The sequence below is a fragment of the Arthrobacter sp. MDT1-48-3 genome (assembly GCF_054511015.1).
The window spans coordinates 40,923-63,901 of the sequence record NZ_JBTNDL010000001.1 but is presented as its reverse complement, the minus strand read 5'-3'; the positions used below and the strand labels follow the sequence as shown (position 1 = coordinate 63,901).

Below are 22,979 nucleotides of genomic sequence, written 5' to 3'. Positions count from 1 at the left end.
CGGATCAGGCCGCGACGGCCTCGTCGACGGCGGAGACCATGGCGTCGAGGTTGTTCAGGCCGTAGCCGATCAGGTACCAGCTCGCGGAGTCGAGGTAGGTGATGGCGTCGTTCTTCGCTGCGTCGGTCCCGTTGACGAGTTCGTTGTCCAGGACGGCGGATCCGGCCGCGCCTGCCTCGCCGACGGCGGCGTCCCGGTCGATGACGAACAGGTGGGCCGGGTTGACCTCGGCGATGTATTCGAAGGAGACGGCCTCGCCGTGCGTGCCTTCGTTCTTCACCGCGGCTGCGGGCTCGACCCCGAGCACGTCGTGGATGAGGCCGAAGCGGGACCCGGTGCCGTAGGCGGTGACCTCGCCCGCGCTGGTCAGCAGGATCAGGCCGTCGCCGGCGGATGCTGCCGCTTCCTTCGTCTCGGCGATCCGGGTGTCGAGGGCGTCCAGGCGTTCCGCGACCTCGTCCTCGGCGCCGAAGATGCGGCCGAGGGATTCGGTGTGCCCGGTGAAGCTCGCGATGGGGTCGGTGGCGTCCACGCTGAGGTCGATGGTCGGCGCGATCTCCGAGAGTTCGCCGTAGGAGTCCGCGACGCGCCCCGAGATGATGATCAGGTCCGGTGCGGCGGCGGCGATGGCCTCGAAGTCGGGCTCCTTCATGGACCCGATGTTCGTGGTGTCGCCGCCCTCGTAGGCCGAGAGCTGCTCGGGCAGCGTTCCCTGCGGGACGCCTGCGACGTCGACGCCGAGTGCGTCCAGCGTGTCCAGTGCGCCGAGGTCGAACGTGAAGACGGTCTCGGGGTCCACGGGCACCTCGGTGGTTCCCTGTGCGTGCTCGATCGAGACGGTCGAGGCCGCTGCCGGCTCGTCGGCAGCTTCGGAGGAACCACCGCAGGCCGTCAGGGCGAGGGTGGCCGCAGCGGCTGCGGAAAGGACGGCGAGGCGCACGTGTGCCATGGGATGAACTCCGAGTGGAAGGGGCCGGCCCGGCCCGATGTCGTGGAAGTAAGGGGTACCTTACCTCTACGAATCTAGAGGGAAGCTCGGGAATTACGCAACCGAAGCATGCCCTATTCGGAGTGACGTCGGTCACCATTTCGCCTCCGGCCTGTCAACGCTGGCACTCGCCTTGACCGAGTGCCAGCCCTTGCATACAGTCGGAGTTGGCACTCGCTCCCTGCGGGTGCTAATCCCGAGGGAAGCGTTCGCCGGCACCGCGACGACGGTTCACGCCAACCCGACGGCCTACATTCCATTGGTAACGAACGCAAAGGAGAGCCCGAGTGTCGGTCTCTATTAAGCCTCTTGAGGATCGCATTGTTGTCCGCCCCCTCGAAGCGGAGCAGACCACTGCTTCCGGCCTCGTCATCCCGGACACGGCCAAGGAGAAGCCCCAGGAGGGCGAGGTCGTAGCAGTCGGACCGGGTCGCGTCGACGACAACGGCAACCGCGTCCCCGTCGACGTCGCCGAGGGCGACATCGTCATCTACTCGAAGTACGGCGGAACCGAAGTCAAGCACGGAGGCCAGGAATACCTGGTGCTGTCCGCCCGCGACGTCCTCGCCGTCGTCGTCAAGTAGTACCCCGATTGGAAAGCCCCGGCCCGCAGTGGCCGGGGTTTTTCTCGCTGCACAAGCCTGAAAGGAATCAACAATGGCAAAGCAGTTGGAATTCAACGACGCCGCCCGCCGTGCCCTCGAGGCCGGCGTGGACAAGCTCGCGAACACCGTCAAGGTGACGCTGGGCCCCCGCGGACGCAACGTCGTGCTCGACAAGAAGTGGGGCGCCCCCACGATCACGAACGACGGCGTCACGATCGCCCGTGAGGTCGAGCTCGACGACCCCTACGAGAACCTCGGCGCGCAGCTGGCCAAGGAAGTCGCCACTAAGACGAACGACGTCGCCGGTGACGGAACCACCACCGCCACCGTCCTCGCGCAGGCACTGGTCAAGGAAGGCCTCCGCAACGTGGCCGCCGGAGCCGCACCCGGCCAGCTCAAGCACGGCATCGAGGTCTCGGTCGAGGCCGTCGCCAAGCGCCTCCTGGAGAACGCCCGCGAGGTCGTGGGCCAGCAGACCGCCAGCGTCGCGTCCATCTCCGCCCAGAGCACCGAGGTCGGAGACCTCCTCGCCGAGGCGTTCGACAAGGTCGGCAAGGATGGTGTGATCACCATCGAGGAGTCCTCCACCACGCAGACCGAGCTCGTCCTCACCGAGGGCATGCAGTTCGACAAGGGCTACCTCTCGCCCTACTTCGTGACCGATGCCGAGCGCCAGGAAGCCGTCCTCGAGGACGCGCTCATCCTGATCAACTCCGGCAAGATCTCCTCGCTGCAGGAGTTCCTCCCGCTGCTCGAGAAGGCCCTGCAGGCAGGCAAGCCGCTCTTCATCATCGCCGAGGACATCGAGGGCGAAGCTCTCTCCACCCTCGTGGTCAACAAGATCCGCGGCACCCTGAACGTCGTCGCCGTCAAGGCCCCGGGGTTCGGTGACCGCCGCAAGGCCATGATGCAGGACATCGCCACCCTCACCGGTGCGCAGGTCGTCTCGCCGGATCTCGGCCTCAAGCTGGACCAGGTGGGCCTCGAGGTGCTCGGCTCCGCACGCCGCATCACCGTGACCAAGGACGCCACCACCATCGTCGACGGCACCGGCAGCGAGTCCGACGTCGCCGACCGCGTGGCGCAGATCCGCGCCGAGGTGGAGCGCACCGACTCCGACTGGGACCGTGAGAAGCTCCAGGAGCGCCTCGCGAAGCTCGCCGGCGGCATCGGCGTCATCAAGGTCGGCGCTGCCACCGAGGTCGAGCTCAAGGAGAAGAAGCACCGCATCGAGGACGCCGTGTCCTCGACGCGTGCAGCCCTTGAAGAGGGCATCGTCGCCGGCGGCGGTTCCGCGCTGGTGCACGCCGGCAAGGCACTCGACACCGATCCCGACGTCCTCGCACTCGAGGGCGACGCGGCGACCGCCGTCGGACTCGTCCGCCGCGCCCTCGCCCAGCCGCTGCGCTGGATCGCCGAGAACGCCGGACACGAGGGCTACGTCGTCGTCGCGAAGGTCTCCGACCTCGAGGTCGGGAACGGCTTCAACGCCGCGACCGGCGAGTACGAGGACCTCGTGGAGGCCGGCATCATCGACCCGGTGAAGGTGACGCGCTCCGCACTGCGCAACGCCGCCTCCATCGCGGCGCTGGTGCTCACCACCGAGACCCTCGTGGTCGAGAAGCCCGAGGAGTCCGACGGCGAAGAGGGCCACGGCCACTCGCACTAGGACGCCTGGGCTCCGAGCCCGTCCCGTTCGACTGCAGCACCCCGGCTCCTCCGAGCCGGGGTGTTGCTGTGTGTCAGCGGGCCCGTGGCGCCTCGGTGTCGACGGGAGCGCCCACCGATCGGCTCGCGCCGGTGGGAATGCTCGGACATGCCCACCGGAGGGCCGTGATCAGTGGGTCGGTCCGCACAGCAGGACGTTCGGCGGTCGCTGTCGGGCGCTGTCGGGCGGCCGGCGCTGTCGGGCGGCCGGACGACGAAGGCCCCGGTACTCCTGGGAGTACCGGGGCCTTCGGGGTGCTGCTGGGGATCAGGCGTCGACGACGATCGCCGAGACCACGGGCTGGCGGTTGTAGTACCGGCGCATCCAGTTCGCCGTGGCCCGCTCGATGATGTCCTCCGGGTCCTGGCGGCGGCCGCCCTGGCGGTTGGAGGCGGAGTCCCGCAGCGCCTTCTCGACGGCGGCGCCCGCCTTGTCGAGGTCCTCGTCGGAGCAGGAGAAGCCCTTGGTGAAGAACTCCGGCGCCTCGACGATGTCCCCGTTGTCGGGATCGATGATCGCGAGGACCGTGACGACACCCTCCTCGGCCAGGCGGCGGCGCTCACGGAGGTCCTCCTCGGTGATCCCGCCGACGCTGTCGCCGTCGACGAAGACGAGACCGGCCTCCACCTTGCCCGAGAGCGTGGCGCGACCGCGCACGAGGTCGACCGTCACGCCGTCCTGGGCGATGACCACGTTGCGGGGGTCGACGCCCGTGGCGACGGCGATCTCCGAGTTCGCCCGCAGGTGGCGCCATTCGCCGTGCACCGGCATGACGTTGCGCGGCTTGACGATGTTGTAGCAGTACGCGAGCTCACCGGCGCTGGCGTGCCCGGAGACGTGCACCTTGGCGTTGCCCTTGTGCACCACGTTGGCGCCGATCTCGGTCAGCGCGTTGATGATGCCGTAGATAGCGTTCTCGTTGCCCGGGATGAGGGAACTGGCCAGCAGCACCGTGTCACCCTCGCTGATGCGGATGGCGTGGTCCTTGTTGGCCATGCGCGAGAGGGCCGCCATCGGCTCGCCCTGCGAGCCGGTGCAGATGAGGACCACCTTGTGGTCGTCGCTGCGCTCGAGCTTCTTGAAGTCCACGAGCAGGCCCTGCGGGATGTTGAGGTAGCCGAGGTCCGCCGCGATGGTCATGTTGCGCACCATCGAGCGGCCCACGAACGCCACCTTGCGGCGGTGCTGGTGTGCGGTGTCGATGATCTGCTGGATGCGGTGGATGTGGCTCGCGAAGCTCGAGACGATGATGCGGCGGGGGGCGGTGCGGAAGACCGCGTCGATCGCCGGCGCGAGGTCCTTCTCCGAGGTCGTGAACCCGGGGACGTCGGCGTTGGTGGAGTCCGTGAGGAACAGGTCCACGCCCTCGGCGCCCAGGCGTGCGAAGGCGCCGAGGTCGGTGATGCGGCGGTCCAGGGGGAACTGGTCCATCTTGAAGTCGCCCGTGTGCAGCACCATGCCGGCCGCGGTGCGGATGGCGACGGCGAGGCTGTCCGGGATGGAGTGGTTCACGGCGACGAACTCGAGGTCGAAGCCGCCCATGGTCCGACGGTCGCCCTCCTTGACCTGCACGGTCTTCGGGGTGATGCGGTGCTCCTTGAGCTTCGCCTCGATGAAGGCGAGTGTGAGCCGCGAGCCGACCAGGGGGATGTCCGCGCGTTCCTTGAGCAGGTACGGGACGGCGCCGATGTGGTCCTCGTGCCCGTGCGTGAGCACGACGGCGACGACGTCGTCGAGCCGGTCCCGGATGTAGGAGAAATCGGGCAGGATGACGTTGACGCCGGGCTGGTGCTCCTCGGGGAACAGGACACCGCAGTCCACGATCAGTAGCTTGCCCTCGAACTCGAAGACGGTCATGTTTCTGCCGATCTCACCGATACCACCGAGAGCGACGATGCGCATGGCTCCCTTGGCCAGTTCCCGTGGTGCTTTCAGTGCGGCAGGTCTCGTATTCACAGATCAGTTATCTCTCGTTCATGCGGGGGCGGGGCGGCGGCCCTCGGACGTATGTCGGGGCCGGCAGACCCGGCGATTCCGTTCGGGTGGTCCCCGGCGTTCCCGGGGAGATACTCCTTCTAGGGTACGTGCTACGCGGGCGACCGGACGGATCGGGCTCCCCGGGCACCGGCATCGCCGAAGATCACGAAACGGTAAACTGGGATTTTGCGTCCGCCCGATCCCCAGGCCTCCGAGGAGGAACAGCATGGTTACCGCCTCGCAGTCCCCGCCGTCCGTGGCCCTCGGGGAGGAGCCGGCCCGCCCGGATGAGCGCCGGTTCCGGCCGGAGGTCCAGGGACTCCGGGCGCTGGCCGTCGGCATGGTGGTCGTCTACCACGTGTGGCTCGGGCGGGTGTCGGGGGGTGTGGACGTCTTCCTGCTCGTCTCCGCCTTCCTCCTCACCGTCACGTTCACCCGGCGCCTCGAGGCCGCGCAGCCCCTCGACCTGGCCGCCTACTGGCTGGGGCTGCTGAAGCGGCTCCTGCCGGCCGCCGTCGTGGTCCTGCTGTCCGTCCTCGCGGCAACCGCAGTCCTCGTGCCCGGCTCGCGCTGGCGATCCGTGTTCGATCAGACCTGGGCATCCCTGACCTACCGGCAGAACTGGCAGCTCGCGGCCGACGCCGTCGACTACTACGCGCTCGACTCCAGCGCGGCCAGCCCGCTCCAGCACTTCTGGTCCCTGTCCATCCAGGGTCAGGTGTTCCTGCTCTGGCCGGTCGTCTTCGCGTCCGCCGCCGTCCTCGTCGCGGTCACCCGGCTGCGGCCCCGGCCCGTCCTCCTGGTCCTGTTCGGCGCCGTCTTCGCGCTGTCGCTCGCGTTCTCCGTCTGGCAGACCGGCGCGGACCAGGCGGCTGCCTACTTCGACACCCGCGCCAGGCTCTGGGAATTCGCCCTCGGCTCGCTCGTGGCGCTGGCCCTGCCCTATCTGGTGGTGCCGGCGCGGGTCCGGGTGGTGCTGGGCTGGGCCGGTGTGGTCATGATGCTCGCGTGCGGCGTCCTTCTGCAGGTGCAGCAGCAGTTCCCGGGCTACATCGCCCTCTGGCCCACGCTCGCCGCCGCCGCCGTGCTCGTCGCGGGCCGCACGGACAGTCCCGCGGGCGTGGACCGCTGGTTGTCCTCGGCGCCGCTCCTGCGGCTCGGCAACGTGTCCTACGCCCTGTACCTGTGGCACTGGCCCGTCCTCGTCCTCTGGCTCGTCGTCGCCGACAAGCCGAGAGCCGGCATGCTCGACGGCGGGATCGTCATCGCGGCCTCGCTCGTCCTGGCCGTGCTCACCATGCGCTTCGTCGAGGAACCGATGCGCGCCTGGCAGTGGCCGACCGTGCAGCGACGGCGGACCGGCCTCGTCGCGGCGCTGGCCCTCGCGCTCGTGGCCGTGCCCCTCTCGGGTTGGGAGTACCGGGTCCAGGCACAGGAAGCGGCGGTGCAGCAGCAGACGGACGACGACAACCCGGGCGCCGCAGCCCTGGCGCCCGGCTTCCGGTTCCGGGGAGCGGAGGACGCCCTGGTGAAGCCGCTGGCCAGCAGCCTCGGCGCCGAGTGGGCGGAGGTCGACGGGCCCTGCCCGGACGCCCTGATGCCCGCTGATCCCCGGTTGTCCTCGTGCGTCCGCACGGGGGACGAGGCGACGGCGGAGCGGACCATCCTGGTGCTCGGCGACTCCCATTCCCAGATGTGGATGACGGCACTCGGTGCCATGGCGACGAAGAACAACTGGCTCGCCGTCTCGGTGCACAGGCCCAGCTGCCGGTTCGTCGATGCTCCGAGCACCGTCGATCCCGAGTGCCGGGCGTTCAACGACGCGGTCCGCGACTACGCGCTCGAGCTCGCGCCGGACGCCGTCCTGACGGTCGGCACGCGGACGGACTGGAGTTCGCCGGCGGAGGAGGTCCCGGCCGGGTTCGAGGAGGGGATCGCGCCCCTGCTCGCGGCCGGCATCCCCGTCGTCGGCCTGCGGGACACGCCCCGCTTCGAGGACGACATGGCCGAGTGCACGGCGCTCAACGCCGCCGACCCCTCGGCCTGCGACGTCCCCCTGGCCGAGGTGCTGGCGCCGTCGTCGCCGCTGGCGGCCGTGGCCGACCGCGTGCCGGGACTCGAGCACCTGGATCTCACCGACCTCGTCTGCGCCTCGGCGACGTGTTCCGGCGTCGTCGGCAACGTGCGCGTGTTCATGGACCGGGACCACCTGTCCAAGACCTACGTCTCCACCACCGCGCCGGCGTTCGAGCAGCGGCTGAGGGCCGTGCTCGGCTGGTGACGTGAGTGGTGTCACCGGAATAGGGCGCCCCTGCGATCCGTTCTAGACTGGCAGAGCCCGCCGGCGCAGCCCGCCGAAGGCCCCCAACCCACTCCCATCGGGCGACACCGAAAGAGGCGCAGCAGTGAGCGAGCAGTCCGGCCAGAACGAGACCCACGACCCCTTCGGATTCATCGGCCTCACGTACGACGACGTCCTCCTGCTGCCCGGCCACACCGACGTCATCCCCTCCGAGGCCGATACGTCGTCGCGCATCTCCAAGCGCATCACGGTGAAGACGCCGCTGCTCTCCTCCGCGATGGATACCGTCACGGAGTCGCGCATGGCCGTCGCCATGGCGCGGCAGGGCGGCCTCGGCGTGATCCACCGCAACCTGTCCATCTCCGACCAGGCGGACCAGGTGGACCGGGTGAAGCGCAGCGAGTCGGGCATGATCACCAACCCGCTCACCATCGGCCCCGACGCCACCCTGCAGGAACTCGACGAGCTCTGCGGCCACTACCGGGTCTCGGGTCTGCCCGTGGTCGACGGCACCGGCCACCTGCTCGGCATCGTCACCAACCGCGACACGCGCTTCGTGCTGGAGCGTGACTTCCCGCGCATCCTGGTCCGCGACGTCATGACGAAGATGCCGCTCGTCACGGGGCACGTGGGCATCAGCGGCGACGACGCCATCAACCTCCTCGCCGGCAACAAGATCGAGAAGCTCCCCCTCGTCGACGACGAGGGCATCCTCCGCGGCCTCATCACGGTCAAGGACTTCACGAAGGCCGAGCAGTACCCGCTGTCCACGAAGGACGACGACGGCCGCCTCCGCGTCGGCGCGGCCATCGGCTTCTTCGGCGACGGCTGGGAGCGCGCCATGACCCTCGTCGAGGCGGGCGTGGACGCCCTCTTCGTCGACACCGCCAACGGGCACAGCGCGGGCGTGCTCGAGATGATCTCGCGCCTGAAGGCGGAGAAGTCCGCGGCGCACGTGGACATCATCGGCGGCCAGGCGGCCACCCGCGAGGGTGCGCAGGCCCTGATCGACGCCGGCGCCGACGGCATCAAGGTGGGCGTGGGACCCGGATCCATCTGCACCACGCGCGTCGTCGCGGGCGTCGGCGTCCCGCAGGTCACGGCCATCTACGAATCCGCGAAGGCGGCGATCCCCGCAGGCGTGCCCGTGATCGCCGACGGCGGCCTCCAGTACTCCGGCGACATCGGCAAGGCACTCGTGGCCGGTGCCGACACCGTGATGCTCGGATCCCTCCTGGCAGGATCCGCCGAGGCGCCCGGCGAACTGATCTTCGTCAACGGCAAGCAGTTCAAGACCTACCGCGGCATGGGATCGCTCGGTGCCATGCAGACGCGCGGCAAGAACACGTCCTACTCCAAGGACCGTTACTTCCAGGCCGACGTGACCGGCGACGACAAGCTGATCCCCGAGGGCATCGAGGGCCGCGTCGCGTATCGCGGGCCCCTCGCGTCCGTGGCGTACCAGCTCGTCGGCGGACTCCGTCAGACCATGTTCTACACCGGTGCTCGCACCATCCCCGAGCTGAAGGCCAAGGGCAAGTTCGTCCGCATCACGGCTGCCGGTCTCAAGGAATCCCACCCGCACGACATCCAGATGACGGTCGAGGCACCCAACTACGGCTCCAAGTAGCACCTCGCGTCGTATCGGCCGCCCGATCCCGAGCACCTCGGACGGGAGGCCGATGCCGTGTGAGCGGACTCCCGCAGCCTGAGGTCGCCGCCCGCCGCAAGCTCCGGCTCGGGCCGTATGCCCGCGCCGTCGGGCAGGTCCTGGTGGTCAGCGCGAAGGCGTCACCGGGCGCGGTCGCGATGAAGGTCGCGGGGTCGCTCATCTCCGCTGTCCTGCCGCTGGTCACAACCTACTTCGCGGCCCTGACGACGACGGCGCTCGCCGCCGCCTATGCGGGCGACCCCGGCGCCGGGCGGTCCGCCGTCGTGTACGTGGTCGTGACGGCCGTCCTCGGGCTGCTCTGGGGAGCCTTCACGAGCATCGACCGCTACATCCAGCAGGTCCTGAGCTTCCGGGTCGGCGCGATCGTGGGCGACCGCATGTACGAGCGCTTCCTCGCGCTCGAGTTCTGGCGGTACGACGACAAGGAGACCGTGGACCTCTACGACCGGGCGCGCCGCTTCTCCGACTCCTACGCACGGGTGCTGGACCGCATCGCGGCGATCTTCACGCAACTGGTGTCCGTGGTCCTCGCGATCGGGGCGCTGCTGCTGGTCAGCTGGTGGATCGCCCTGATCGTGCTCATCGCGATCATCCCGAGCGTCTATCTCCAGTTCCGGCTCTCCCGGGAGCAGATGGCGCACTGGAACACCCAGGTGGACTCCCGGCGGCAGCGCCGCATGATCGAGACGAACCTGATGAAGCCGCAGCACATCGCCGAGATGCGGCTCTACGGCATCGTCCGGTATCTCATGGACCTGCGCTCGACGCTGCGCGACGCCGACGAGAAGCGGCGGCTGGACTTCCAGAAGCGGTACATCCCGAAGCAGCTGCTCGCGGACGCCCTCCAGTACGGGGCCGAACTGCTGGCCCTCGTCTGGATCGTGGGTCAGATCATCGCCCGCGCACAGCCCGTGGGGCAGTTCCTCTACGTCCAGCAGATCGTCAGCCGGGCGCTGAGCACGGCCAACAACCTCGTGTCCTCGCTCAGCTCCATCGACGAGGACCTCGCGAACCTCAAGGACTACGAGCAGTTCATGGACTTCCCGCTGTCCACCGGGGCTCCCGGCCGGCTGGAGGGTGCGCCGTCCGCCGTCGAACTCCGCGACATCCACTTCACCTATGCGGGCGGCGAGGTGGAGGTGCTCAAGGGCATCTCCATGTCCTTCGACCGCGGCACCCACGTGGCCATCGTGGGGGAGAACGGTGCGGGGAAGTCCACGCTCATCCGGGTGCTCGCCGGGCTGTACCGGCCCAGCAGGGGAGAGGTGCTGCTCGACGGACGGGACCTGCGCGGAATCGGCATCGACGACTGGCACCAGCACCTGGCGGTCATGTCCCAGGACTTCCTGCGCTACGAGTTCGCCACGGCCGCCAACAACATCTACTTCGGCGACGTGCACCACCCCCGCGACGACGAGCGGGTACTCCGGGCGGCACGAGACGCGGAGGCCTCCGAGTTCATCGAGAAGATGCCGAGCGGCTTCGACAGCTACGTCAGCAACTGGATGGAGGACCCCCGCGGGCGGAAGGGCAGCGGACTCTCGGGCGGGCAGTGGCAGCGCCTCGCCATGGCCCGCAATTTCTACCGGGACGCCCCGTTCATCGTGATGGACGAGCCGACCTCCGCCATCGACGCGCTCGCCGAGCACCGCATCTTCACGCGGCTCTTCGCCGACCGCTCGAGGACGATCATCGCGATCAGCCACCGGCTCGCCACCATCGAGAAGGCCGATGTCGTGTACATGCTCGAGGACGGCCGCGTGGTGGAGTCCGGCACGCATCGGGAGCTCGTCGCGCTGCGCGGACGGTACTACCGGATGTTCGAGAGCCAGCTGCCCGAGGACTGAGCCGCCGACCCTTTGTCCGCGACCACGCCGGGCGTATCCTCGAGGCCTGCAACCATCCATGGAGGATGGCGCAGGGAGCGGTCTCCCAACAGCGCCCGACTCGTCGTGCGCGTCGACAACCGGCTTCTCCGGATCTCATGACTGCGGGACGAGGATCCATGGTGGGTACCAGGCGAGCCACTGCCCTTCCGGGATCGCAGCCACCCCTGCGTCGCCGGACCCGCGTCGTCGCGGCCATGGTCGTCGCTGTTCTGTCGGGCGCACTCGGCGCCTGCACCGCGCCCGAGGAGACCGGCGCGGAGAATGTCTGGCCGATGACGGGGCCGGACGCCTCGGTCGGTGGTGTGGACGTGTCCGCCGAAGGCGGCGCCCGATGGACCGACGCCGGATTGCAGCTGAGCGGGGACGACTACGCCAGCACCTGGACGGTCAGCCCGATCGTCACCGACGCGAGCTTCTCGGTGAGTGCCTGGGCCCGTCCGACGGGGCGGCCCGGGGAGTACGCCGCCGTCCTCAGCGAAGCAGGAGACGTCGCCGGATCATTCTTCCTGGGCATCGCCGAGGGGTTCTGGTCCTTCTCCGTCAAGCCCGAGGACGGCAACGGGAGTGCTTTCGTGACCAATCGGGACCGGGCAACACGGGTGGACGTCGAACCGGACGTGTGGGTGCATCTGGCGGGAGTCTACGATTCCGATGCCGGGCGGGCCCGGTTCTTCCTCAACGGATACCCCGTGAGCGAGCAGGGGATCGCCACGGACGCTGTCTATGCGGCGGAAGGCCCGCTCCTGTTCGGTCGCGCCCAGGCCGATCGGCGGGCGTCCGACTTCTTCACGGGCACCGTGGCCGACGTACGGACCTGGCCGCGGGCACTCAGCCCCGGCGAGGTCGCCGCCGCCGCCCGTGCCGATACGCCGGCAGGCGCCACCCTCCACCCACCGGAGGAGTCGGCTGCCTTCGTCTGTCCGGACCCGCACGGCGGGGTCTGCTTGGGCGCCCTCATGGCAGGGACCTACTCGACGACGTCCTTCGAGCCGGCACTCTCGTACACGGTCCCCGCGGGGTGGACCAACGGTCAGGATCTGCCGGGCAATCTGCTGCTGAGCAGGAGCGCGGATCCAGCGGGAGGCATCTGGGGCGGGAGCTACATCGGCGTCTACCGGGACATCCGCGCTCCAGCGCTCTGCGGGGAGGAGGTGCAGCCCGGCATCGGTACGAGCGCCGCCGAGCTCGCAGCGTGGTATCGCGGCGTTCCGGGGCTGCAGATCACGCGCGACGTGCCCGTGACGGTCGGCGGGCTGTCCGGTGTGGCGCTCGATCTCAGGGTGGGCGCCGACTGGAGGAGCCCGTGCCCCCTCATGCGCGTCGCCCACGTGGTCCCCGTGCTCATCGGCGGCGGGGTCTCCACCCTGCACCACGTCATCGGCGCCCCGGTGGAGATGCGTCTGTACCTCCTCGATCAGGGTGGAGGGAATGTCGCGATCGAGGTCACGGCAGTGCTCGAGCAGCACAGCCTGACGGACTACCTCGGCGAGGCGGACGTGGTCGTCGGCTCGTTCGAGTTCGAGTCCTAGCGGTCGCGCGCACTCCCGGGCGAACGGGCATCGCCGCCCGGCCGATGCGCGTTCCTCGATGCCCCGGGCTCCACGCATCGACGCCGTACCAGTACCCGGGCCCCGACCTAGGTAGCGGAGCCAGTATTTGATCGGGGCGACCTGGTGGCCCTGCGTACTCCGGACGGTGAAGACGCGTAAGCCCTACTCGTGTAGGACGGGCCGGCGGTTCGTAAGGTCGATGTCAGTACAGGTCGGGACCCTCGCGCTGCGTTTCCTGAACCCGCCTGAGGAGGAAGCGATGGATGCTCTGCCGTTCCGGGGCCGGTCACTGCGGATCGCCCCCGTCGGAACACGCAGCAGGCCGGCGCGCTACCGCGGGCCCGTCACCTGCGCAGGGGAGGCCGGGTGGCAGCCCTCGGCCACCGGCTCCTGTGGCGCCTCCTCCGCGGAAGGGCCGACGCCGTGACCTCCCGGCCCGGGAAGCCGGGGAGGATGTCCCGGGGACAACGGGCCGCAGGTGCTGCGGCCCTGATCACTGTGCTCGGCCTGACCGGGTGGGGCGTCGCCGCTGGTTCGCTGGCTCCCGAGCCGACGACCCGGTCGGCGCAGGTCGAAGGCCCCTCCAGCGCCCCGTCCGGCGCTTCCGGATCCGCTCCCGCCGAACCAGGATCCGAAGCGGACCCACCCGCATCGACCGGACCCGCATCCACGCCCGCGCCGACGTCCTCCGACCCGGAGGCTCCCGCCACCGAGGTGCCGGCTGCTCCCGGCCCGGGATCGGACGCCTTCGCCCCGCCCACCGCCACCGGGAAGATCATCGACGAGCCGCCGCCCGTCGCCGCCCCCCAGACCTTCGATGAACCAGCCGATGTCGCCGAGGGCGTTGCTGCCAGGGTGGCAGCGATGAAGGCCGTCGACGGCGAGGCCCGGGGCATCGGCGAGGTGGACGGTCCCGCGGTGCAGTTCACCCTCGAGATCACCAACAGCACCACGGAGTCCGTCTCCATGGCGGAAGCAGTCGTGAATGTCGAGGCAGGGACCGACCGATCCCCGGCCGGTCAGCTGAGCGGCCCTGGAGCCACTGCCTTCCCTGCCGATGTCGCCCCCGGACAGACCGTCTCGGGGGTCTTCGTCTTCCAGATCCCACCGGAACAGCGCACAGCCGTCCGCGTCCTGTTCCACTACCAGGCAGTTTCACCGGTCGCGGCCTTCGAAGGCCCCGTGCCACTGCAAGGAGAGGCACCATGATGAATCACAGCATCCCGCCGGTGGCATCGCAGGACGAAGCCACCGGGCGCCAGGGGTACCGCGGCGTACTCCGGAAGACCCTTGCGATGGCAGCCGCCTGTGCCTTCGCCGTCGTGGCGACCGTCGCCGCCGGCCCGATGGCCGCTGCGGACACGGCACCCGATCCGATCACTGCCGCGAACCCGCCCACGGTGTCGGCCGATCCGCTGCCCACCGTGCAGGTCAACGGCGTCGTCTGGCAGCAGGTGATCATCGGCAACACCGTCTATGCGGCCGGCAACTTCACCACGGCCCGGCCGGCCGGGGCCGCAGCCGGAACGAACACCGTGTCGCGCAACCACATCCTCGCCTACGACATCAGGACGGGGGCGCTCATCCAGTCCTTCGCCCCGAGCCTCAACGCGCAGGCCCGTTCCATCGCGGCGTCACCGGACGGTTCACGGATCTACGTCGGAGGCGCCTTCACGGCAGTGAACGGAGCACCTGCCTCCCGGATCGCCGCACTCGATCCGACCACCGGTGCGGTGATCAACTCCTTCAGGCCGGCGCCCAACTCGCGCGTCGATGCGATCGTGGCGACGGCGGACGCCGTCTACCTGGGCGGCTGGTTCTCCGCTGTGGGGTCCACCTCGCGGCCGAAGCTCGCTGCCGTCGATGCCGGCACCGGGGCGCTGCGCAGCTGGAATCCGCAGGCCGCAGGAGGGGACGTCTGGGCGATGGTCCTGTCCCCTGACCGCACGAAACTCGTCGTGGGCGGCAGCTTCACGACCCTCAATGGATCTGCGAACCCCGGGTACGGACTCGCCGCCATCGATGCGACGTCGGGCGCGATGAGGCCCTGGGCGGTGAACGATCTGGTCCGTAACGGGGGAGCGGATGCCGCCATCACCTCGCTGTCCACCGACGGCACGAATGTCTACGGGACCGGCTACGTCTTCGGTGCAGGTGGCAACCTCGAGGGGACGTTCTCCGCGAACTGGTCGGACGGGTCCGTGAAGTGGGTCGAGGACTGCCACGGCGACTCCTACGGCGTCTCTCCCATCGGTGAAACCATCTACACCGTGGGGCATGCCCACTACTGCGGGAACATCGGCGGGTTCCCGGAGTCCAACCCCCGGGACTGGCAACGCGCCATCGCGTTCAGCAGGAGCACGACCGGAACCGTCAAGCGGAACAGCGTCGGGAGATACTTCAACTTCGAAGGCAACCCCGCCCCGTCGCTCCTCACCTGGTTCCCGCGACTGACCGCCGGCACGTTCACGGGTCAGGGCCAGGCGGCCTGGACGGTCACGGGCACCTCCGACTACGTGGTGCTGGGCGGGGAGTTCCCCCGGGTGAACGGCGTGGGGCAGCAGGGCCTCGTGCGCTTCGCGGTCCGCAACATCGCGCCGAACAAGGTGGGACCCACTGTTACCGGTGCCGGGACCAACCCCACGCTCACCTCCACGGCAGCCGGCAAGGTCACCGTGCAGTGGACCTCCAACTGGGACTTCGACAACGAGAAGCTCACCTATCGGGTGATCCGCGACGGCCAGATTGCCACCCCGGTGCACACGGTCTCGCAGCTGTCGAAATTCTGGCAGCGGCCCGTGCTGACGTTCGAGGACTCGGGTCTCGCCCCGTCCTCGACGCACACCTATCGGATCTTCGCCACCGACCCCTTCGGCAACGAGGTCCGCTCGGAGAACGTGAGCGTCACCGTCATGGCTGGCACGGCGGAGAACACGCCTCCCACGGCACGGTTCACGGAGACGGTCAGCGGCCTGGCGGCGTCCTTCGACGGTTCGACCTCGACCGACGCCGACGGCACCATCGCCTCCTACGCCTGGGACTTCGGTGACGGGACCACGGGTACAGGGGCGAAGGCCTCGAAGACCTACGCCGCGGCGGGAACGTACACCGTGAAGCTGACGGTGACCGACAACTCAGGTGCCGTCCACACGGCGTCCAGGGCCGTCACGGTCACGGCGACTCCTCCTGCCAATACCCCGCCCACGGCAGCGTTCACGCAGACCGCGACCGGCCTGGCAGCGTCCTTCGACGGTTCGACCTCGACCGACGCCGACGGCACCATCGCCTCCTACGCCTGGGACTTCGGTGACGGGACGACGGGTACAGGGGCGAAGGCCTCGAAGACCTACGCCGCGGCGGGAACGTACACGGTGAGGTTGACGGTGACCGACAACGCCGGAGCGACGAACTCAGCTTCCCGTGCCGTGACGGTGACAGCGGCGGGGCAACCGGCGGGTGAGCTCGCCCGGGACACCTTCAGCCGGACCGTCACCGGAGGCTGGGGCACCGCCGAGGCGGGTGGGACCTGGGCGGTCGGTGGATCCACCGGCAAGTACTCGGTCGACGGCAGCAGGGGCCTGCTGAACCTGGCGGCCGCAGCCTCGAGTGCTACCGCGCGACTGGACGGCGTCTCGTCGCTGACCACCGACACCCGCTTCACCGCGAAGCTCGACAAGGCGCCCAACGGCGGTGGCCTCCACCTGACGGTGATCGGCCGCAACGTCGCAGGAGCAGGTGACTACCGGGGCAAGCTCCTGGTGTCCGGCACCGGTGGGCTGTCGCTCATCACGGAGAAGGCCGTCAACGGTACGACGACCCGCCTCGGGAGCGCTTCGGTGCCCCTCACCTTCAGCGTGACCGACACGTACTCCATGCGGGTGCGGGTGTCGGGTACCGCCCCGGCGACGGTGCAGGCCAAGGTGTGGAAGGTCGGGACGGCGGAGCCTGCTGCCTGGCAGCTCACGTCGACCGACTCCGAGCCTGTCCTGCAGAAGGCAGGATCGGTGGCCGTGGACGCCTACCTCTCCAGTTCGGCGACCGTGGCACCGGTGAAGGTGGCGTTCGACGACCTCGTGGTGCAGCAGTAGGTCGCATCTCCCGCCGAGGCGGCCGCACGGCGGTGGAGGGATGGGGCAACCCATCCCTCCACCGATGACCGGTGCGTGATGGCGCCGCTTTGCAGTCCGGCCGTCCTCCTGCGAGGATAACCCCGCACGAAGTACAGGGAGCAAGGACGAATGAGCATGCTACGGACCGCCAGGGCCCGGATCGCGGTAAGCGGGGTGGCCGCTCCGGCCTGCTGCGCGCCCGCGCCGCAGCCGGCCTTCCAGCATGCAGCGGACAGCCCCTCCAGCTGAATCCCCGCACCCACCGCCCAGAGCGGGTCGACGGTGCCGTCCCACCCACGGCACGGTTCCGTCGCATGCCTCCAGCCGGCAGAGCTCGATCACTCCGATCCTCCGACTGCTAAGGCACTCTCCCATGCAACCCCTTTCCATCAAGGACATCCGCTCCTCCTTCATCAATGCCACGCGATCCGAGACCGCGAAGCTCACACCGCCCAAGAATCTCGAGACCCTGGACTGGGACCACCTCGACTTCCTCGGCTGGCGGGACGAGAAGATGCCGCTCCGCGGGTACCTCGTGGTCCCCACCGCCCAGGGCCTGTCCGGCATGCTCCTTCGGGCACCCGACAGCGGCGCCCGGAAGAACCGGTCCGTGCTCTGCGAGCTCTGCCGGGACGTGTTCTCGAAGGAGGACGTCCTCCTCTGGGTCGCCCGACGTTCCGGCCGGTCCGGTCGCGACGGCAACACCGTCGGCACCCTCATCTGCGCGGACTTCATCTGCTCCTCGAACGTCCGCAGGGAGCCTCCTGCCAGCGAGATCCATCCCGACCCCGCCGTCGTCGTGCGTCGCCAGGTCGACGAGCTCCGGGAGCGGTCCGAACGGTTCCTCAGCCGGGTGCGGCAGCGCTAGCCCGCACCTCGATGAACGGCATGCCCGCCTGCACACCCGCGGGCGGGCATGTCCCCCTCCGCGGAGCAGGACGTCCACCGGGGACGGCGGCCGCGCTGGGCTAACCTAGAGCAGTGACTTACGAGATCGAGATTGGCCGAGGCAAGCGCGGACGCAGGGCATATTCGCTGGACGACGTGGCGGTGGTGCCCTCCCGGCGCACCCGGGATCCCCTCGACGTCTCGGTGAACTGGCAGATCGACGCGTACCAGTTCGAGATGCCCGTCGTCGCAGCGCCCATGGACTCCGCCATGTCGCCCGCCACGGCCATCGCGATGGGGCGGCTCGGCGGCCTCGGTGTCCTCAACCTCGAAGGGCTCTGGACCCGCTACGAGGACCCGCTGCCGGTGCTCGAGGAGATCGCCGGTCTGGGCGCGGGGAACTTCAGCCCCGCGGCGACCCGACGCATGCAGGAGCTCTACGACGCGCCGATCCAGGCCGACCTGATCACCAGCCGGCTGGCCGAGATCCGCGAAGCGGGCGTGACGGTCGCGGGCGCACTGACCCCGCAGCGCACCCAGCAGTTCTACAAGACCGTCCTCGCTGCCGGCGTCGACATCTTCGTCATCCGCGGCACCACGGTGTCCGCCGAGCACGTGTCCAAGAACGAGCAGCCGCTCGACCTCAAGAAGTTCATCTACGAACTCGACGTCCCCGTGATCGTCGGCGGCGCCGCGGGTTACACCCCCGCGCTCCACCTCATGCGGACCGGTGCGGCAGGCGTCCTCGTCGGCTTCGGCGGGGGAGCGACGACGACGACCCGCCGCGCACTCGGCATCCACTCGCCGCTCGCCTCGGCGATCGCCGACGTCGCCGGCGCCCGCCGCGACTACATGGACGAGTCCGGCGGCCGGTACGTCCACGTGATCGCCGACGGCGGCATGGGTGCGAGCGGCGACATCGTGAAGGCCATCGCCATGGGCGCCGACGCCGTCATGCTCGGTTCCGCGCTCGCCCGCGCCGAGGAGGCTCCGGGCCAGGGCTGGCACTGGGGCCAGGAAGCGCACCACCATGAGCTTCCGCGCGGCGACCGGGTCAACATCGGCACCGTCGGACCGCTCAAGGAGGTGCTGTGGGGGCCGTCGCACCACACGGACGGCACCTCGAACCTGATCGGTGCGCTGCGCCGGGCGATGGCCACCACCGGTTACTCGGACCTCAAGGAGTTCCAGCGGGTGGAAGTCGTGCTTTCCCCGTATGTCTCCACCGACTGAACCTCGAAAGGCACACCGTGAGCCAGAACTCCTTCGAGCTGCACGACGCCGAGCTCACCACCCCGGATCTCGTGATCCTGGAGATGGAGGCTGCATCCAAGGAGGATGCAACGGCACAGCTGGCCGCACGCCTGCATGCGGCCGGCCGGATCTCCGACCTCCGGGCGTTCCTCGACCAGGTCAACTCCCGCGAGCACCAGATGGCCACCGGTCTCCCCGGTGGCGTGGGCCTCCCGCATGCCCGCAGCGAGTACGTGAACCAGACCTCGATCGCCGTCGGGGTCACACGCTTCGGGTACAGCCTCGACTTCGGTGCCGTGGACGGCCCGGCCACTCTCGTGCTCCTCATGGCGACGCCCGCACAGTCGTTCTCCGAGCACCTCGAAGTCCTCGCCACGATCGCGCGCAGCCTGTTCAAGGAGAACTTCCGGGAGTCGCTGCGCCGCGCGCACGACGCCGAGGTCATCGCCGAGCTGATCAACTCGTCCCTGGTCTTCTTCGACCACTAGGACCTGCGCGCCCCTACTCGCTCCGCCAGGAGTTCCAGAGCGAGGCGTAGGCGCCGCCGAGCGCCAGCAGCTCGTCGTGCGAGCCCAGTTCCGCGATGCGGCCCTCCTCCACGACGGCGACGCGGTCGGCGTCGTGCGCCGTGTGGAGCCGGTGCGCGATCGCGATGACGGTGCGCCCCTCGAGCACCGCGTTGAGGGACCGCTCGAGGTCGCGAGCCGCCTGCGGGTCGATCAGCGACGTGGCCTCGTCCAGGACCAGGGTGTGCGGGTCCGCGAGGATCAGCCGCGCCAGGGCCAGCTCCTGCGCCTGGGCGGGCGTCAGCTCGTGGGCGCCCGAACCGACCTCCGTGTGCATGCCCTCCGGCAACTGCTGCACCCAGTCGAGCGCACCCACGCTGCGCAGCGCATCCTCGATCTCCCCGTCGCCGGCATCCGCGCGGCCCAGGCGGACGTTGTCGGAGACCGACCCCACGAAGACGTGGTGCTCCTGCGTCACCAGGGCCACCTCGCGGCGGAGATCGTCGAGCGGGCGGTCGACGAGGGGCACACCGCCCACCGTGACCGATCCCGACGACGGCGGATGGATGCCGGCGATCAGGCGCCCGAGCGTCGACTTCCCCGCTCCGGACGGGCCGACGACGGCCAGGCGCTCGCCGCGCACCAGGGTGAGGTCCACGCCGTGCAGCACATCGTGCCCCGGCCGATACGCGTAGCTCGCCGCGGACAGCACGATGTCCTCGTTCGCCGGCTCCGCCGTCGTCGCCCGGCGGTCCGGTTCCACGTCCTTGATGCCGACGATCCGCGCGAGGGAGGCCGCACCGACCTGGATCTCGTCGGTCCACATGATGAGCAGGTCCACCGGGTCGATCAGGCGCACGGCGAAGAGTGCCACGGCCGCGACGGCGCCCGGCGTGACGACGCCCTGGCCCGCCAGCCACCCTCCCCAGAGGAGGACGGCGGCAGCGGGCAGCCAGAAGGCGATATCGGCCGCCGGGAACAGGACCGAGCGGAGCCACAGCGTGTAGCGCTCCGCCCGGTAGCTCGTGCCCAGGGCGCCGTCGAGGTCCTCCCGTCGCAGCCCGCCGAGGCTCAGGGCATCGACGGTGCGCGCGCCCTCGATGGTCTCGGTGATCGTCCCGTTGACGACGGCGTACGTCTCGCGTTCGCGCATGTAGCCTGCGGCGCTGCGCCTGAGGTACCAGCGCGTCACGGGCCACAGCAGCGGCAGGCCGACCAGCAGGGCGACGGACAGGACGGGCGAGGTGACGACGGCGGCGCCGAGGGTCAGGATGATCGTCACCACCGACACCACGACCTGCGGCACGCCGAAGCGGACGGTGTGGGACACGGCCTCGATGTCGTTGGTCGTGCGGGCCACGAGGTCCCCGGTGCCCGCCTTCTCCACGGTGGAGAGCGGGAGCGCGGTGACGTCCTCCAGGAAGTCCTCGCGCAGCTCCGCGAAGACGCGCTCCCCGAACACCATGCCGGACCGGACGGCGTACCGTCGCAGCACCGACTGCACGGCGAGGAAACCGAGCATCCCCAGCGAGACCGACGCGACGAAGCCCGCCGTCGTGCCCGCCGACACGGCGTCGATGAGGATGCCGAGCAGCAGCGGCCCGGCGAGTCCGGCGACGGCCGATCCGACGTACAGGGCGATCACCGCGCCGAGCCCCCGCCGGTGGTGCCGGATGAGCCGGGAGGCCTCGTCCCGGACGGTCCTGGGCTCCGCGACGGGAAGCTTCGCGGTACTACTCACTGCGGATCACCACATTTCGATAGGCGGGACTGGTGGCCATGAGGTCGCGGTGGCTGCCGCGGGCCGCGACCCGGCCGTCCTCGAGGAACAGCACCCGGTCCACGGCCCGGAGCATGAGAGGGCTCGCGGTGACGATGACGGTGGCCAGGCCGGCGTGGCGCCGCGCTCCCGGCAGGCGCGCGGCGATGCGCTGTTCGGTATGGGCGTCGACGGCGCTCGTCGGCTCCACGAGCACGAGGTTCTCCGCTCCGGTGAGGTAGGCGCGCGCCAGGACGAGGCGCTGCCGCTGGCCCCCGGAGAAGCCCCTCCCACGTTCGGTGACCTCGTGCCCCAGGCCGCCGTCGATCCCGTCCAGGATGTCCAGCGCGCTCGCGGCCTCGAGGGCCGCGAGGATCGCGCCGTCGTCGTGCCTGCCGTGCGGGTCCAGTTGCCGGCGCAGGGACCCGCTGAACAGTTGGGGGCTCGCCTCGCTCACCACGATGCGGGCACGGATGTCGGCGAGCGGCACGTGCCGGAGATCGGCGGCACCCCACCGGACGGTCGCTTCGGCGAGCACGGCGTCCTCGAACCGGCCGAGGCGTGTGACGGCCGCGGTCGACTCCGCCGGTTCCCGGGACACGACGGCGGTGAGGAGCCCGGGTTCGACGACGACTCCCGACCGCTCGTCCACCAGGGCCGAGCCCGACGGCGGTGCCGGGACCGGCGTGCTGCTGCCGGCGACATCCGCGTCCACGGACAGTACGGCGATGATCTTCCGGGCACCGACGTGCGCGCGGATGAAGCGGGCCACCGAGTCCGCGGCGGCGCGGATGGGCGTCATGAGGAAGATGGAGAAGCCGTACAGCGCCACGAGCTCGCCGGGCGTGATCTCGCCCGCGAGGACGAGTGAGGCGCCGACCCAGGTGAACACGACACTGAAGGTCCCCGCGATGAACACCTGAGAAGCTTCCAGATCGGCGAGGGAGCGGGCCACGCGGATACCGGAGTCACGGGTGGCCGCGGACTTCACGCGGTACCGGTCCACGAAGATGTGTTCCCCGCCGATGCCGCGCAGGACGCGCAGGCCTGCCACCGTGTCGGCGCCCACCGCTGTCATCCTGCCCGAGGCCTCGCGCTGCTCGCGCTGCCGCGCCTGCATGGGACGCACGACGAAGAGGAGCAGCCCGCAGCACACGGGCACGCCGAGGAGCACCACGAGGCCGAGCAGGGGGGAGGTCTGCCAGATGAGCACCGTCACCACGAGCCACGCCGCCGCAGCACCGGCGAGGCGCGTCAGCACCTCGTACACCTCACCGAGCCGGAAGGCGTCCGACGCCGCCGTCGACACGACCTCGCCCGTCGAGAGGGCCGTCGGCAGGGCATCGCCCGTGCGGCTGATCTTGTGCCCCACGAGGCGTACGGAGCGGAAGGCGGCCTGCATCCAGTTGCTGACCCCGGCCCGGTGCGTCGCCGTGTCGGAGACGGCCTGGACGACCATGAGGCCCAGCAGGGCCCCGGCCCAGCCGAGGAGCGCCCGGGAGTCACCGCCGATCACGCCGTCGTCGATGGCCCGGCCGAGGACGAAGGGCATGACCGCCTGCGACGCCATCCAGACCGCACCGAGCAGGATCCCGGCGGCGAGCGTCGCCTTCTGGAAGCCGCCCAGCCAGAGCAGGTAGCGCGTGGGCGAGCGCAGGTCCGGAGAGCCGGTCAGGGGATAGGGAAAGGCACGCACGAGGACCAAGCCTAGACCGCATCGGACCGAAGCGATAGGGATTCACCAATCACTTTCCCGGGCCGTGCCACGGGCG

At 69.8% G+C, this 22,979-nt stretch carries 15 protein-coding genes; 11 read left to right on the top strand and 4 right to left on the bottom strand.

The window, feature by feature from the left end:
• Positions 1 to 4: 4 nt before the first annotated feature.
• Entirely contained in the window at positions 5 to 949 is a 945-nt protein-coding gene (locus tag ACX80L_RS00270; RefSeq protein ID WP_133082515.1) for a siderophore ABC transporter substrate-binding protein, read from the bottom strand.
• Between the two features lie 326 nt (positions 950 to 1,275).
• Here ACX80L_RS00270 and groES point away from each other — a divergent pair, with 326 nt between their 5' ends.
• Positions 1,276 to 1,572 carry a co-chaperone GroES gene (gene groES / locus ACX80L_RS00265; protein WP_055768411.1) on the top strand — a complete coding sequence of 99 codons (297 nt, stop codon included), beginning with the start codon at positions 1,276 to 1,278 and terminating at the stop codon, positions 1,570 to 1,572.
• 73 nt (positions 1,573 to 1,645) lie between these two features.
• Positions 1,646 to 3,262, top strand: a complete 1,617-nt coding sequence (groL, locus tag ACX80L_RS00260) for a chaperonin GroEL (protein WP_208738963.1) — start codon at positions 1,646 to 1,648, stop codon at positions 3,260 to 3,262.
• Positions 3,263 to 3,568: 306 nt separating this feature from the next.
• Here groL and ACX80L_RS00255 read toward each other — a convergent pair whose 3' ends face one another.
• Positions 3,569 to 5,203 carry a ribonuclease J gene (locus ACX80L_RS00255; protein ID WP_459286962.1) on the bottom strand — a complete coding sequence of 545 codons (1,635 nt, stop codon included), beginning with the start codon at positions 5,201 to 5,203 and terminating at the stop codon, positions 3,569 to 3,571.
• Positions 5,204 to 5,504: 301 nt separating this feature from the next.
• Between ACX80L_RS00255 and ACX80L_RS00250 the strand changes: the two genes are divergently transcribed.
• The 9 genes from ACX80L_RS00250 to ACX80L_RS00210 all read left to right on the top strand — a co-directional run bounded on the left by ACX80L_RS00250 (position 5,505) and on the right by ACX80L_RS00210 (position 19,430).
• A complete protein-coding gene (locus ACX80L_RS00250; protein ID WP_459286960.1) occupies positions 5,505 to 7,559 on the top strand; it encodes an acyltransferase family protein in 2,055 nt (684 codons plus the stop codon).
• 124 nt (positions 7,560 to 7,683) lie between these two features.
• Positions 7,684 to 9,210, top strand: a complete 1,527-nt coding sequence (gene guaB, locus ACX80L_RS00245; protein WP_208738960.1) for an IMP dehydrogenase — start codon at positions 7,684 to 7,686, stop codon at positions 9,208 to 9,210.
• A gap of 59 nt (positions 9,211 to 9,269) precedes the next feature.
• Positions 9,270 to 11,099 (top strand): ABC transporter ATP-binding protein, encoded by a 1,830-nt coding sequence (locus tag ACX80L_RS00240; protein ID WP_459286958.1) that lies wholly within the window; start codon positions 9,270 to 9,272, stop codon positions 11,097 to 11,099.
• Between the two features lie 161 nt (positions 11,100 to 11,260).
• On the top strand, positions 11,261 to 12,670 hold the full coding sequence (locus ACX80L_RS00235; RefSeq protein WP_459286956.1) for a LamG domain-containing protein: 1,410 nt from the start codon (positions 11,261 to 11,263) through the stop codon (positions 12,668 to 12,670).
• A gap of 387 nt (positions 12,671 to 13,057) precedes the next feature.
• Positions 13,058 to 13,900 carry a DUF4352 domain-containing protein gene (locus ACX80L_RS00230; protein ID WP_459286954.1) on the top strand — a complete coding sequence of 281 codons (843 nt, stop codon included), beginning with the start codon at positions 13,058 to 13,060 and terminating at the stop codon, positions 13,898 to 13,900.
• Positions 13,897 to 16,779: a PKD domain-containing protein gene (locus ACX80L_RS00225; protein WP_459286952.1), complete on the top strand. Its 2,883-nt coding sequence runs from the start codon at positions 13,897 to 13,899 to the stop codon at positions 16,777 to 16,779. The genes ACX80L_RS00230 and ACX80L_RS00225 overlap by 4 nt, the downstream gene beginning before the upstream one ends.
• 394 nt (positions 16,780 to 17,173) lie before the next feature.
• Positions 17,174 to 17,668 carry an FBP domain-containing protein gene (locus tag ACX80L_RS00220; RefSeq protein WP_459286950.1) on the top strand — a complete coding sequence of 165 codons (495 nt, stop codon included), beginning with the start codon at positions 17,174 to 17,176 and terminating at the stop codon, positions 17,666 to 17,668.
• 113 nt (positions 17,669 to 17,781) lie between these two features.
• Complete coding sequence (locus tag ACX80L_RS00215) at positions 17,782 to 18,921, top strand: GuaB3 family IMP dehydrogenase-related protein (RefSeq protein WP_133082523.1); 1,140 nt, start codon at positions 17,782 to 17,784, stop codon at positions 18,919 to 18,921.
• 17 nt (positions 18,922 to 18,938) lie between these two features.
• Positions 18,939 to 19,430 carry a PTS sugar transporter subunit IIA gene (locus tag ACX80L_RS00210; protein WP_459286948.1) on the top strand — a complete coding sequence of 164 codons (492 nt, stop codon included), beginning with the start codon at positions 18,939 to 18,941 and terminating at the stop codon, positions 19,428 to 19,430.
• A gap of 13 nt (positions 19,431 to 19,443) precedes the next feature.
• On the opposite strand, the gene ACX80L_RS00205 is transcribed toward ACX80L_RS00210, so the two are convergent.
• Positions 19,444 to 21,189: an ABC transporter ATP-binding protein gene (locus ACX80L_RS00205; RefSeq protein WP_208738954.1), complete on the bottom strand. Its 1,746-nt coding sequence runs from the start codon at positions 21,187 to 21,189 to the stop codon at positions 19,444 to 19,446.
• Positions 21,182 to 22,903 (bottom strand): ABC transporter transmembrane domain-containing protein, encoded by a 1,722-nt coding sequence (locus ACX80L_RS00200; protein WP_459286945.1) that lies wholly within the window; start codon positions 22,901 to 22,903, stop codon positions 21,182 to 21,184. Before ACX80L_RS00200 ends, ACX80L_RS00205 begins: the two co-directional genes overlap by 8 nt.
• Between the last annotated feature and the right edge of the window lie 76 nt (positions 22,904 to 22,979).